The following is a 13,164-nucleotide window of genomic DNA, read 5'->3' as shown; positions in this document are numbered from 1 at the left end:
GAAAGGCAAAGTTGGCGGCCAGCAGGAAAGTAAACCGCGGGCCAAACTCGCTGAATTTGCGGCCAGACGCGGCCTGAATAAGCGCCCGCCCCTGCTCCAGGTACGCCACCGACTGCGCAAAATGCCGCGAGCGGTACAGCGCGTGCGCCAGCATATAAAGCAGGCGCAACTGGTAGCTGCGCTGGGCCGGCGCAAACCTGTGGCGCCGCTCCATGAGCCGGTAGCAGCGCTCTATAAACACTGCAAACGAGGCAAAGTCGCGGCGCACGAGCATGGCACTGCGCGCAATGGACATGAGCCGGCACAGCAGCGAGGGCGAGCGGGCAAAGGCCTCCTGCAAGTCGTACTCCACCAAAATTTCCTGCATCAGGGCGTCGAGCGGGGCGCCGGCGCGGCCTTTTTTGCGGGCCTCGCCCAGGCGCTGGCGCAACAAGCTGTCGGCAATATTGGCGCGCTCCTCTTCGTCAGCAGCTTTTTTGTTGACGTGGCGCCGGGCAATGATTTCGGCCAGCGGCTCGGCGTGCGGCGAGTTGGCGTACTGAATCTGGAGGTTGTACACCGCGTTCAGGGGCTCGTACTGCTCGTTGTCGTGCGCCAGCTTTTCGGCTTTGCGCAGCGTGCTCCACGCCAGGCGCGGTATGCCGGCCTCGAATAGGTACTGAGCCAGGGTGAGCTGCCCCCGCACCGAGGCCGCGGCAGTGGTATCGAGCTGGCGCTGGCGCAGCAGCAGGTAGTCGGTGAGGTGGCGCAGCAGGCGCTTGCGGAGCGCATAATAGGCCACGGGGTTGGGCTCGTCGGGGTAGAGCTTGGCAATGAGTTGGGCGCCGGTCAGTTCCTTGGGCTGCACCAGCAGCTCGTAGAGGCGGGAGTCTTGCCGGCCCGCCACCTTGCGCCGCTGCCGCTGAATGAACACCCCGAAGTCTCGCCGCTCGTCAGAGCTTAGGGTTAAAAGCGTGGTGCGCAGGTCGTCCATGGCGCCAAATTACGGTGCGAGCACCGGCTGTGCGCTACGCGTTTACCTGGCAGGCAGGCATTTTTCCTGCGCTTCCCAAGCGCTACGGGTTGTTGGCGCCGGCAGGCTGGCGCTAGCTGGCGGGTTACCTTTTCGGTTTTTGCTCATTAACCAAAGATTTTCAACCATCCTTTTCTTTCCAACATCATGAAAACCTCCTTTAAAACCCTGCTCGTGCTGGCTGCCTTCGGTGCTTTCGCCACCACTTCTTGCTCCGAAAAACAGGCTGAAAACGCCGCTACGACCACCGAAAACGCCGCCGAAAACGCAGGCACCGCCATGGACGGCGCCGTTGACAGCGCCAAGGCAGACTTGGCCCGCGAACCCGGTGACACCGCCGTTGTGCGCGACCAGCCCGCCGACAAAGTAGTGGAAGAAACTCCTGCCACGCAGAAGTAAGCTTCACCCTTTTTGCATTACGCAAAGCCCCGCTGCGAAAGTAGCGGGGCTTTCTGTTTACAAGCGGCCGTTTGCAGCGTTGCAGGCAGTTATACATGATATTGCTAATTTATATCACAAAACTATCTTAATCAATATCTTACATACAGTGCTTACGCTTTCAGGAAGTAGGGGCATGAACAAAATGCGCTGGTACTTGAGGTTGCGGGCTTCCACCTTTACCGGATGGTTTCACCTCACTCCCATTCACTTATTTACTCCTTGCATTGCAAACGGCGCGAATTTTCCCCTCAATCTAACCGTGGTGCCGGGCAAAGAGGGCGTGCGCGCAAGCTTGGCTGCTGCTTGGCTTCAACGCCCGCTGGCGGTAAGGGTGCGTTGTGGGCGAAAGTACTCGGACTGGCGGGAGCGTGTACAACATTCCGGCATTATGGCCGGGGTTTCGGCGCCGCGGTCTGCATGGGCGTACAAGCCCAACTATTTGACCCTCCCCACCCACATTTCCTTTCCCTTTCATTTAAACAACTGCGTCATGGACCTCAATCAGAATAACCTGAACGACCAGACCGAGCTCAAAGCTCGCGGCAACTGGAACGAGCTCAAAGGCGAAGCCAAGCAGAAGTGGGGCAACCTCACCGACGACGACTTGACCTACGAAGACGGCAGGCAGGACGAGTGGTTCGGCCGCTTGCAAGAGAAAACCGGCCACGCTGTCGACGACATCAAAGCTTGGTTCAACCGCACGTTCTAAGAACAATATCCTTCCCCTGACGAGGAAACGCGCCTTCCAATCCACACGCGCTACTTGTCAATAGAAAGCCCCTTCTGGCAACAGGAGGGGCTTTTTTATGGCAGCGCCTACGGCTAGCTCAACCTTCACCACTGCTTCACGTGTAAGTAGCCTTTCCTTCCTCCTTCATCCTACTGCTATGACTGCTGCTGATACCCTCCGTTCCGCCGTTCCCACTTCCCCGTCGTCTGGCATCAAAACGATGGCCCGGCTGGGCTTTGCTGCCATTGGGGTAGTGTATTTGCTCATGGGAATTCTGGCCCTGCTGGCCGCCACGGGCCAAAGCGAAGGTGCCCGCGCCGACAAAGAAGAAGCCGTGCAGCGCGTCCAGGACTTGCCTGGGGGCAGCATTCTGCTGGGGCTCATCGCCTTTGGGCTGCTGGGCTACATCATCTGGCGCTTCACCCAGGCCATCCGCGACACTGAGAGCAAGGGCTCTGATGCCAAAGGCGTGGGCAAGCGCATTTGGTACATCATCAGCGGGTTGTTTTACAGCGGCCTTGCGCTCTACGCCGGCCGCTTGGCGTTGAACGGCAGCGCCCAAAAAAGCGGCGACAACGCCTCCCAAACCCTCACCGCCAAGGTGCTGAGCTGGCCCGGCGGCAACTGGATAATCATGCTGGTGGGCCTCATCATCATCGGTGTCGGGTTTTACCAGATTTACCGCGCCTATTCCGGCCGCTTCCAAAAAGACGTCAACGCCAGCAGCTTGCCGGCCGGCCAGCAGAACCTGGTGTATCGCGCGGGTCAGGTGGGCTTCACGGCCCGGGCCGTGGTGCTGGGCATCACCGGCTACTTTTTCCTGCAGGCGGGGCAGCAGTCACGCGCCGGCGCCGTGGGCAGCACCGGCGAAGCTTTCGACTTCCTGGCCGCGATGGGCCCTTTGGTGCTCGGCATTGTAGCGGCCGGCCTGGTAGCCTACGGCTTCTACATGCTGGTGCAAGCCAAGTACCCGGTGCTGCGCGGCATCTAGGTTAGTAGCAAGTAGCGGGTAGCAAGTAGCGGGTAGCAAGACTGTGCTACTTGCTACTTGCTACCCGCTACTTAACTACAGACCGGTACTTCCTCCGCCACGTAATCAGCCAAATATTGATAGCGCGGCATCAGTTCGCCGCCTTTGGCAATGGTGGCGCGGGCCACTACGCCTTCCGTGTCACCGCTGAGCAGGTGCGGCAGCACGTTGTCGAGCAGTTGCCGGCCAAAGTCCCGGCTAGCATTGCGCGGCAGCTCGCAGGGCAGGTTGTCTACGGCCATCACTGTGATGTTGCTGGGGCGCGAATACGGTGGTTCCAATTCTCCCGTTTGGCAGTTGTAGTCGAAGGCTGGCGCCGTGATGCTGCTGGCGCGCTTGGTGGTTGGCACCGAGCCGTTCACGTCGCAGGTCACGTCGGCAATGGTGTTGATGCGGAAGTCCGAGCGCTGGGTGTCGGCTTCTTCGAAAAGCCTGGGTGCCGCCGGGTGCCAATAGGCGCAGGCAATGAGCAAGTCGGTGACGGGCAGAAAAATGCCGAAGGTTGACTCGTACTCCTGCGGGTTGTTGTGGAAGTCGACGGTGTCCCACACGCGGCCATCACGGCGGCGGTTATAGTCGGAGCTGCGCAGTTGGGTGTACACCGGCTCGTTAAAATCGAGGTAGAGGTAGTCATACACACTCACGCGCCGAATGCTCATGCGGTCAAGTACTTCCAGCGCACCCTGCGCTACCCGGCCCGAGCCCGTCACCACCATTTTGATGGGCGGCAGCTTTTTTACCTTGAAAAACTCCTCCTGCATGTCGTCCATGTCGAGGCATTGGTAAGCGGGCTTCAGGTCGTAGAGCCCGTGCTTGCGGCCGTAGGTCAGCAGGCCGTTGTAGGCGCCCACAATGCCTGCGTAGCGCCCAAAAGCCACAATTCGCTCGCTGCGGGCGTTGGTAAGTAGCTCGTAGTCGATGAGGGTGATGTTCTTTTTCAGCACGGCGCGCAGCAGGTTGCGGTTGGCGGGCTGCTTTTTAACGGTGTGCGAAAAAATGAGGTAGGTTTTGTTCGGAATGAGCTGTTCTACCGGTACCTCCTTCACGCCCATCAGCACGTCGCAGTCCGCGAGGTCGTCGCCTACCTCCACGCCTAAATCGCGGTACTCCTGGTCCGAATAGCTCCGCACGGGGCTGCTTTGCACCAGCAGGCGCAGGTTGGGAAAAGTGCTGAGGGCTTCCACGCATTTCTTGGGGGTGAGCGGGACGCGCTTATCGGGCGGAACTTTGCCCTCGCAAATGAGGCCGATGGTGATGGACATGGGTGGGAAGGGGTGGGAGTGAACTAAGCCGTGCGCCGACGCATTTTCTCAGCAGTAACCGACGCCTCGCCGGCCAAAATTACGGTTTTAACGGCAGGACGCCGGGCCTTTTCGGCCGTACCTTTGTTACGGTATCTGAACCTGAAAATCAACACGTCAAAACCGCTTCTATCCCATCATCCCCGCTTTTATGACGCTGAAACCACAGCTTGCCGACGTTTTTGAAGACCGCCACAACGCGCCGGGTGCCGACGAACAGGCCGCCATGCTCCGCGCCATCGGCGTAAGCAGCATCGAGCAGCTTATCGACGAAACTGTGCCGCCTGCCATCCGTCTCAAGCGCCCCTTGGAGCTGCCCGCAGCCCTGAGCGAGCGCGCCTTCCTGGCCAAGTTCAAGCAGATTGCCAGCCAGAACCAGGTGTTCAAGAGCTACATCGGCCTGGGCTACCACGACACCACCCTTCCCCCCGTTATCCAGCGCAACATTCTGGAAAACCCCGGCTGGTACACTGCCTACACCCCCTACCAGGCTGAAATTGCCCAAGGCCGCCTCGAAGCCCTCATCAATTATCAGACGATGATAATTGACCTCACGGGCCTCGAAATTGCCAACGCCAGCTTGCTGGACGAAGGCACCGCCGCCGCCGAAGCCATGCACATGCTGCACAGCCAGACCAAGAAGAAAGGTGCCCACCAGTACTTCGTGTCGGAGCAGGTACTGCCCCAAACCATTGACTTGCTGCGCACTCGCGCCACGCCGGTGGGCATTGAGTTGGTAGTAGGCGACCACCGCCAGATTGACTTGAGCGGCGAAGGTTTCTTCGGCGCCATGGTGCAGTACCCGGCCGCCGACGGTGAGGTGTTCGACTACAAAGACTTCATCGCGCAAGCCCGTCAACACAACGTGTTTGTGGTGATGGGCGCCGACCTGTTGGCCCTCACGCTGCTCACCTCGCCCGGCGAACTGGGCGCCGACGTGTGCGTGGGCAACTCGCAGCGCTTCGGCGTGCCGATGGGTTACGGCGGCCCGCACGCGGGCTTCTTCTCCTGCAAAGACCAGTTCAAGCGCGTGATTCCCGGCCGCCTCATCGGTCAGAGCATCGACGCGGCCGGCAACAAGGCCTACCGCATGGCCCTGCAAACCCGCGAGCAGCACATCCGCCGCGAAAAAGCCACGTCCAACATCTGCACCGCCCAGGTGCTGCTGAGCGTGTTGGCTGGCATGTACACCGTGTACCACGGCCCGCAGCGCATCCAGCAGTTTGCCGTGAACACCCACAGCCTGGCCCAAACCCTGGAAGCCGGCCTGAAGAAGCTGGGCGTGGAGCAAACCAACGAGAACTACTTCGACACTCTGAACCTGCGCCTGGAAAGCGCCGAGCTGCAGCAGGCACTTCGCAAGGAGGCTGAAGCTGCTCGCATCAACTTCCGCTATTTTGACGAGGTGCGTGTGGGCATTTCGCTCAACCAGAACACCGAGCTGCACGATGTCAATGACATTCTGGACGTCTTCGCGAAAGTGTTGGGCAAGGAAGCCGACGCGGTTGAGTTGGCCCAGGAGCTGGAGCTGACTTGGCCGAAGAGCCTGATTCGCACCAGCGAATACCTCACGCACCCCATCTTCAACACGCACCACGCCGAGCACGAGATGCTGCGCTACATGAAGCAGCTCGAGAACAAAGACCTCAGCCTGGCGCACAGCATGATTCCGCTGGGTTCGTGCACCATGAAGCTGAACGCCACCACCGAAATGATTCCGGTGACCTGGGCTGAAATCGGTGGGCTCCACCCCTTTGCCCCCGTGGAACAAGCCCAAGGCTACCAGCAGATTTTCTCGGACCTGCAGGCGTGGTTGTGCGAGGTGACCGGCTTTGCCGCCGTTAGCCTGCAGCCAAATTCCGGCGCGCAGGGCGAATACGCCGGCTTGCTGGCCATCAAAGGCTACCACGACGCCCGTGGCGACCACCATCGTAACGTGGCTTTGATTCCGGCTTCGGCCCACGGCACCAACCCTGCTTCGGCCGTGATGGCCGGCATGCAGGTAGTGGTCGTGAAGAGCACCGAAGACGGCAACATCGACGTGGCCGACCTCAAAGCGCAGACCGTAAAGCACGCCGCCAACCTGAGCTGCCTGATGGTGACGTACCCCAGCACGCACGGCGTGTACGAGGAGACCATCATCGACATCTGCAACCTGATTCACGAGCACGGCGGCCGCGTGTACATGGACGGTGCTAACATGAACGCCCAGGTAGGCCTCACTTCGCCCGCCAACATCGGCGCCGACGTGTGCCACCTCAACCTGCACAAAACCTTCTGCATTCCGCACGGCGGCGGCGGCCCCGGCGTGGGCCCCATCGGTGTAGTAGCTGACTTGGCCCCCTACCTGCCCGGCCACGCCGTGGTGCCCGTGGAAGGCCGCACCGAAGGTTCGGTATCGGCTGCGCCGTGGGGTTCGGCCAGCATCCTGCCCATCAGCTACGCCTACATTTCGATGATGGGCGGCGACGGCCTGAAGCGCGCCACCGAAATTGCCATTCTCAACGCCAACTACATCAAGGCCCGCCTGGAGGCGCACTACCCGGTGCTCTACACCGGCAGCCACGGCCGTTGCGCCCACGAAATGATTCTCGACTGCCGCCACTTCAAGAAGGCCGGCATTGAGGTAGAAGACATTGCCAAACGCCTGATGGATTACGGCTTCCACGCCCCCACCGTGTCGTTCCCCGTGGCCGGCACGCTGATGGTGGAGCCCACCGAAAGCGAAAGCAAGGACGAGCTGGACCGTTTCTGCGACGCCATGATTTCCATCCGCAAGGAAATTGCCGCCGTGGAGTCAGGTCAGGCCGATGCGAAGGACAACCTGTTGAAGCACGCGCCCCACACCGCCGCCACCGTGCTCACCAACGAGTGGACTCGCCCCTACACCCGCGAGCAGGCCGTGTACCCCATGGAGTACGTGCGCGCCAACAAGTTCTGGCCCACCGTGAGCCGCATCGACTCGGCTTATGGCGACCGCAACCTCATCTGCAGCTGCACGCCCATTGAGCAGTACGCCGACCAGGAGGAGGAGCTGGTGCAGGCCGACAAAGGCCCGTCATACTAGTAGTTGAGGATTAAAAGCAAAAAGGCCCGTCTGATAAATCAGACGGGCCTTTTTGCTATAAGCAGCTTAGGTGCTCCTACCTTACTTATCACCTCGCAAGCCGAAGCAGCGGCGGTCCATGTAGCCGGTGCGGGTCAGGCCATCCTTCTCGAGCCGTACGCGCACAAAATAGGCGTTGATGGTGTCCAGAACCTGGACTTCGTTGCCGGCTGTGGTTTGCACGAGGACGGTGGAAGATTTTTTCATGCCATCGTACACGGGGCAGTTGACGATGGTGTTGTGTGGTACCGGCACACTATTCGACGAGGTTTGGCGCATTTCGTCGCGGGTGGTGGTGCAAGCCGACAGCAGGCCTACTGCTGCCGAAACCAACAAGACGGTACTTTTCATTGACGAAGCAGGAATCATGTAATGGGAATTCGAGGGTAAGGTAGGACAAAATCCGGTTATCCCAATAATTTACCGTAGCGCTAAACAATAATTGCGAGTAGTTTCGCGCTAAGAAAAGTGGAACGTCGGGCGTGGGTTTTTCGTTAGTAAGTCAGCCCCCTAAACTGCTTAGTTTGTCCCGAGAAACAGCGTTTTAGGTCCCTCTTTTTATCTCGTCTATTTTCGCTCATATGAACCGCATCACCCGATTATTGGCCCGTCCGGTTGCTTTAGCGGCCGCTGGCCTTATGCTACTGCTGGGCCCCAGTGCCTGCACCACCGCCGCGCGCGTGGGCGTCACCAACGATTTTGACCACGCCGTGAACTTCCGGGCCTACAAAACCTGGGCATGGTACCCGCAGCAGCCCAAAGACACCGAGGGCGGCCCAGCCAAAGGCTACCAGTCGTTTCTGGACAAGCGCATGCGCGCTGCCGTAACTGCTGAGATGACCAGAAAAGGCCTCACCGAAACCACCACCGCTCCCGACATCTACGTGGCTTACAGCGCCCGCGTGGAAGACAAGCAGCAAGTGAATAATGCCGGCTTCGGCTATCCGTATGGCTACGGCTACGGCGGCTTCTACGGCCGCGGCTTCCCGGCCGTGACGCAGTACAAAGCCGGCACTGTGGTGATTGACATCATCGACGCCCGCCGCAAAGAGTTGGCGTGGCGCGGCTCGGGCCAGGCCCAGGTAGACCAGAACACCATTAACGAAGCCGAAACCTTGCGCATCGTAAATGGCATCCTGAGCACCTACCCGCCTCAGGACAACAACGCCCGTCGCTAAGCAGCTAGCGCATTTGGCGCCACCATTAAAAAGCCCCGCCAAGTTGGCGGGGCTTTTTGTTTATAACTCAATTTCAGGGGTTGGAGGCGTGGGCGCCGCGGTTACGGCGGCTGGCAGCAGCAAGGGCCGCTTGGGGTCGAGTCCGAAGCGGTTTGGGCCAATGGTGCCTTGCACGAACTGCAAGCCTGCCCCGAGAACATAGCCCGACAGGGGTAGCAGGGCAACCAGGGCTCACCATGCCCGGATGTTGAGGTCGTGCAAACGCAGAAGCATTTGCACTACTAGTAAGTACCACACCAGTATCATTACCGCGAAAGCCGCTAGCTCAACGGAGGCAGGAATTTCGGCGGCGTACAGGCCACCGGGCGCGGCATAAACGAGGACACCCAGGGCATATAGCCCGATGACTCTGAGTAAATATGTGCGGCGACGCAAACGTCCCTTTGCGGTAAAAAAGGCCATAATAGAAATTTAGGCCTAATGTACGGCCGAGCTACACTGGCACGTTCACGTGGCGCTCGGCGTGGTAGGAGCTGCGCACGAGCGGGCCGCTCTCCACATACTTCAGGCCGCGGCGCAGGCCTTCTTCGCGGAAGTGGGCAAACTGGTCCGGGGTGATGAACTCGGCCACGTCGAGGTGGCGCTTGGTGGGCTGCAGGTATTGGCCGAGGGTCAGGATGTCGAGGCCATTGGCCACGAGGTCGTCCATGGCTTGGTACAATTCGTCGGGCTTCTCGCCCAGGCCCAGCATGATGCCCGACTTGGTGCGGTGGCCGGCCAGCTTGGTGCGGCGAATCTGCTCCAGGCTGCGGTCGTAGCGAGCCTGCGGGCGCACGAGGCGGTAGAGGCTGCCCACCGTCTCAATGTTATGAGAAATCACCTCCTGGCCGCCCGAAATCATCACGTCCAGGGCATCCCAATTGGCTTTCACGTCTGGAATCAAGGTTTCGATGGTGGTGCCGGGGCTGAGTTGCTTCGTGAACACCACGGTGTCGCGCCACACGCTGGCGCCGCGGTCCTTGAGCTCGTCGCGGTTCACGGACGTGATGACGGCGTGCTTCACCTTCATCAGGGCAATAGCCTCGGCCACGCGGCGGGGCTCGTCGAGGTCGTACTCGGTGGGGCGGCCGGTGGCCACGGCGCAAAACGAGCACGACCGGGTGCAGATGTTGCCCAGAATCATGAACGTGGCCGTGCCTGCGCCCCAGCACTCGCCCATGTTGGGGCAGTTGCCGCTTTCGCAGATGGTGTGCAGCTTGTGCTCGTCGACGAGACGGCGCACGGCCGCGTATTCTTCGCCCACGGGCAGCTTCACGCGCAGCCAATCGGGCTTGCGGGGACGAGCAGGCGCAGCCGTTTCGGGCTGAATAACGGGCAAATCAATCATTAGCAATGAGGAATGAAGAACCGGAGAAAGGCGTAGCCCATGAGCAATCAGGAATTACCGCTAGCCCATTCTGTACAAGACACCAACAAATTTACGGCGCAATTGATGCGCCGTAACTCCTCAACTCTCCAGTGAGTGCAGCGCTAGGAGCGCTGCCCAAAAAACAAGGTCAGGTACACCGAAGGGAAGAACTGACGGTTTACGTCAACTTCCGAAGCATACGGACTGATAATCAGCATGCGCTTCGTGAAGGCTTCCACCAAAAAGCCTGCCTCCAGGCCCGTCACGGCGTCGCGGTAGCGGCCGTACTCGAAGCTGAGGCCCCCACGTAGGTGAAACCCGGGTACGACCTTCGTCTCGCCGATGCCGCTGAACAGCGGGCCGCGGTCGATGATGGCGTAGGGATTGGTGTGCACCAACGGGTCGTACTGCTCGTTGACGATGTCGTCGGTGCTCACGTTGATGACGATGGGCGTCGTATTGGCCGCGGTGCGGTCGTAGCTGATGTAGTACGGCATGAGCAAGCCCAACGAAGGCCCGACGCTGACCAGGCCGTTCACTTGCACGCCGGCGTCGGCGGCTTTGCGAAACAGGATGCGCTGCAAGCCGATTGAAGGACGCAGCACAAAGGCGTAGTTTGTTTTGCGGTCGATGTAGCTGCCGCCCACTATCGTGTTAACGGTCTGCTCTTTGGCGTTGTTTTTCAACATCACGCCCTCTAAGCTCCAGAAGCGCAACATCCGCTCGTCGAGCACGCGCGACGACCGCACCGAGACGCCGCCCAGCAGGCCGGCCTGGGTATTAAAATTGACGCCGTAAACGAACTCTTTGCGGTAAGAGGCTTCGTCGGAGGGAGCGGCGGGCACTGCGCCCGAGCGCAAAGGCGCCTGCGCCTGCGCCTGCGCAGCGGCCAATAAACCAACGGCCAGCAGGCCAAAACAACGAGGAATGAGGGGTAGCATAGTCAACCGGAAATGAGCTCGACCAAGTGCCACGAGCACGGCGCGTAAAGTAATACGTAAATTAGCTACTGAAGAACAATTTTGTAAAGGTAACTTCCTGACTAAATGAACACCGCCACCGCCCGCTACGCCGGCGACCTCCGCACCGAAGCCACTCACGTTGCTTCCGGCAACATTATTCAAACCGATGCGCCCAAGGACAACCACGGCCGCGGCGAAGCATTTTCGCCCACCGACCTGGTGAGCACCGCCCTCGGCTCGTGCATGATGACAGTGATGGGCATCGTGGCCGCTCGCCACGAGCTCGATTTGGCGAACAGCGAGTTCGCCATCGTGAAGCACATGAGCACCGAGACGCCGCGCCGCATTGCGCAAATCGATGTGACGCTGACGCTGCCGGCTGCGCTGGCCCCCAATGACCGGGCCCTGCTCGAGCGCACCGCTCTTACCTGCCCCGTGGCCCTGAGCCTGCACCCCGACATCAAGCAAAACGTGACGTTTGAATACCGGTAATGGGTGAAGTGGTGAGCTAGTGAAATGGTGAGGTGGTGAGCTTGATGTTGTACTTGAGCTAACTGCGCAACTGGAACATCAAACTCACCACCTCACCATTTCACTAGTTCACCACTGATTTAACGTCGCTGAGGCGAATGCCCATGTGCGAGGCGTCATAGCGGCATTCTCCGTCTTGGATGAGCAGCAGCTGCGGCGATTCGTGCCGGATGCCAAACTGCTCGGCAATTTGGGCCGAAAGGGGCCGAAAGCGCAGCAAGTCGAGGTAGTAGATGGGAAGGTCGAGGCCACTGTCGGCCCACTGGCGCTCAATCTTGCTTTTGGCCGCGGCGCTGATGGAACACGTCGTGCTGTGCTTAAAAATAAGCACGGGCTGTTCGTGCGAGGCCCGAGCCAAGTCGGTCAGCTGTTCGGGTTGGGTGAGGGGAAGCCAGGGAGTCGACATAGGAGACAATAGGGGGAAGAGGGCTGCGCAACTTGCAAGGCCACACCTGGCCATACGCAAGACCGCAGCGCTGGGGTAATACAACAGTTGCCTTGCACTTGATTCCCTGAAGGGTAGTCAATTTTTGGCGCGGCGACGTCGTCAGGGCTTTAGGACTTCTTTTTTCGGCGCGCGCCCAGCAATCCTTCCGAGCTGCCTTTAGGCGCGGCACCGGTTTGGTACTGCATCTCCTCGCCTAATTCGGGGCGGGGCTGCGCGCTCTGGCCGCGCTTGAGGCGCTCCGGCTTCACGGTGAGGTGGGTGTCCTTGTACGGCGCCTCGGTGCGCTCGGCATCGCGCAGGGCGCGCCGGTTGGCAGCCTTCACCTGGCCCGGCTTCTTGTGCACGATTTGCGCTTCGACGCGGTGGCTGCCCAGTGTAGCCAGCGCCGCCAGCAACAGCCCGGCCAGCAGGCTACGGCTTAGTCGGGGGCTCGGCGTCGGGAGCGGCATCGGGCGCAGCGACTGGCGCAGCAGGCCGGTGGTCGGGGCTATAATTGGGTTTGGCACGGAGGTCATACTTAAAAAAATGACGGATAGATTTCCAGGGACGGAAAGGCATGGGGGCAGGCTTGTTGCGGCGTCGGCGCATGAGCTTGGGCTTGTTTTTCATCAAGCCCTGCTTGTCGTAGTGCACAGTGGCCCGCTCGGGCAAGGTGCGGGCCTCGGGCGTGTTGGCCACCGAGGCCATCGGTCCCCTCATGGGCGTGGACACGTCGGTGGCCGCTTCTTCGTCGACGGGGTCCGGCTTTTTCTTGAAAAGAGAATTGTCTTCCCGCTTTTTGCGGGCGCTGGCCGCCGCTTTCTGCTGCGCCTGAAACTCGGGCGAGGGCTTGGGCGTGGGCATGCGGTAGGGGTGAAAAATGCTACAGCTGCCCAGGGCCAGCAACAACACCCCCCATGCGCAACGACCGAGCCCCGAAAGTAAATAGTGTTTCAATGTAGGACGTGGGTATAAAAAGTAGAATATCCGATATAACAGTCGAAAGATAAGGCACCTGCGCGCGAAAACCGCGCCAGA

General features: G+C 60.1%; 14 protein-coding genes and 1 pseudogene. 6 read left to right on the top strand and 9 right to left on the bottom strand.

What is annotated here, in order from left to right; translation table 11 throughout:
• A pseudogene (locus tag VF629_RS16785) lies at window positions 1-973 on the bottom strand (hypothetical protein); the annotation flags it as partial.
• Between the two features lie 186 nt (window positions 974-1,159).
• On the opposite strand from VF629_RS16785, the gene VF629_RS16780 reads away from it, so the two are divergent.
• The 3 genes from VF629_RS16780 to VF629_RS16770 all read left to right on the top strand — a co-directional run bounded on the left by VF629_RS16780 (window position 1,160) and on the right by VF629_RS16770 (window position 3,174).
• The gene (locus VF629_RS16780; RefSeq protein WP_331059645.1) at window positions 1,160-1,411 is read left to right on the top strand and encodes a hypothetical protein; all 252 of its coding nucleotides are present in this window, start codon (window positions 1,160-1,162) and stop codon (window positions 1,409-1,411) included.
• A 532-nt stretch (window positions 1,412-1,943) separates the two neighbouring features.
• Window positions 1,944-2,162, top strand: coding sequence for a CsbD family protein (locus VF629_RS16775; RefSeq protein WP_331059644.1), 219 nt, complete (start codon window positions 1,944-1,946; stop codon window positions 2,160-2,162).
• A 178-nt stretch (window positions 2,163-2,340) separates the two neighbouring features.
• A complete protein-coding gene (locus tag VF629_RS16770; protein ID WP_331059643.1) occupies window positions 2,341-3,174 on the top strand; it encodes a DUF1206 domain-containing protein in 834 nt (277 codons plus the stop codon).
• Between the two features lie 71 nt (window positions 3,175-3,245).
• Here VF629_RS16770 and VF629_RS16765 read toward each other — a convergent pair whose 3' ends face one another.
• Window positions 3,246-4,475 (bottom strand): NAD(P)-dependent oxidoreductase, encoded by a 1,230-nt coding sequence (locus VF629_RS16765; protein ID WP_331059642.1) that lies wholly within the window; start codon window positions 4,473-4,475, stop codon window positions 3,246-3,248.
• Window positions 4,476-4,665: 190 nt separating this feature from the next.
• Between VF629_RS16765 and gcvP the strand changes: the two genes are divergently transcribed.
• Entirely contained in the window at window positions 4,666-7,581 is a 2,916-nt protein-coding gene (gene gcvP / locus VF629_RS16760; protein ID WP_331059641.1) for an aminomethyl-transferring glycine dehydrogenase, read from the top strand.
• Between the two features lie 81 nt (window positions 7,582-7,662).
• Here the strand turns inward: gcvP and VF629_RS16755 are convergent, their stop codons facing one another.
• Window positions 7,663-7,971, bottom strand: a complete 309-nt coding sequence (locus VF629_RS16755; protein ID WP_331059640.1) for a hypothetical protein — start codon at window positions 7,969-7,971, stop codon at window positions 7,663-7,665.
• 230 nt (window positions 7,972-8,201) lie between these two features.
• Here VF629_RS16755 and VF629_RS16750 point away from each other — a divergent pair, with 230 nt between their 5' ends.
• Window positions 8,202-8,798 (top strand): DUF4136 domain-containing protein, encoded by a 597-nt coding sequence (locus tag VF629_RS16750; protein WP_331059639.1) that lies wholly within the window; start codon window positions 8,202-8,204, stop codon window positions 8,796-8,798.
• A gap of 231 nt (window positions 8,799-9,029) precedes the next feature.
• Here the strand turns inward: VF629_RS16750 and VF629_RS25890 are convergent, their stop codons facing one another.
• The 3 genes from VF629_RS25890 to VF629_RS16740 form a co-directional block, all read right to left on the bottom strand.
• A complete protein-coding gene (locus tag VF629_RS25890; RefSeq protein ID WP_422653717.1) occupies window positions 9,030-9,260 on the bottom strand; it encodes a DUF805 domain-containing protein in 231 nt (76 codons plus the stop codon).
• Between the two features lie 31 nt (window positions 9,261-9,291).
• Window positions 9,292-10,185, bottom strand: a complete 894-nt coding sequence (gene lipA, locus VF629_RS16745; RefSeq protein WP_331059638.1) for a lipoyl synthase — start codon at window positions 10,183-10,185, stop codon at window positions 9,292-9,294.
• 143 nt (window positions 10,186-10,328) lie between these two features.
• Complete coding sequence (locus VF629_RS16740; RefSeq protein ID WP_331059637.1) at window positions 10,329-11,147, bottom strand: hypothetical protein; 819 nt, start codon at window positions 11,145-11,147, stop codon at window positions 10,329-10,331.
• A 105-nt stretch (window positions 11,148-11,252) separates the two neighbouring features.
• Between VF629_RS16740 and VF629_RS16735 the strand changes: the two genes are divergently transcribed.
• Window positions 11,253-11,660: an OsmC family protein gene (locus VF629_RS16735; RefSeq protein ID WP_331059636.1), complete on the top strand. Its 408-nt coding sequence runs from the start codon at window positions 11,253-11,255 to the stop codon at window positions 11,658-11,660.
• Window positions 11,661-11,763: 103 nt separating this feature from the next.
• Here VF629_RS16735 and ytxJ read toward each other — a convergent pair whose 3' ends face one another.
• From ytxJ to VF629_RS16720, 3 genes are all read right to left on the bottom strand, one after another.
• Window positions 11,764-12,105 carry a bacillithiol system redox-active protein YtxJ gene (gene ytxJ / locus VF629_RS16730; RefSeq protein ID WP_331059635.1) on the bottom strand — a complete coding sequence of 114 codons (342 nt, stop codon included), beginning with the start codon at window positions 12,103-12,105 and terminating at the stop codon, window positions 11,764-11,766.
• Window positions 12,106-12,254: 149 nt separating this feature from the next.
• The gene (locus VF629_RS16725) at window positions 12,255-12,596 is read right to left on the bottom strand and encodes a hypothetical protein (RefSeq protein ID WP_331059634.1); all 342 of its coding nucleotides are present in this window, start codon (window positions 12,594-12,596) and stop codon (window positions 12,255-12,257) included.
• Window positions 12,559-12,990, bottom strand: coding sequence for a hypothetical protein (locus VF629_RS16720; protein WP_331059633.1), 432 nt, complete (start codon window positions 12,988-12,990; stop codon window positions 12,559-12,561). Before VF629_RS16720 ends, VF629_RS16725 begins: the two co-directional genes overlap by 38 nt.
• Between the last annotated feature and the right edge of the window lie 174 nt (window positions 12,991-13,164).

Origin of the sequence: Hymenobacter sp. (assembly GCF_036388155.1) — a bacterium.
Classification (GTDB): Bacteria; Bacteroidota; Bacteroidia; order Cytophagales; family Hymenobacteraceae; genus Hymenobacter.
Note: the sequence above shows the minus strand (reverse complement) of the source record. Positions and strands in the feature narration are given on the sequence as shown.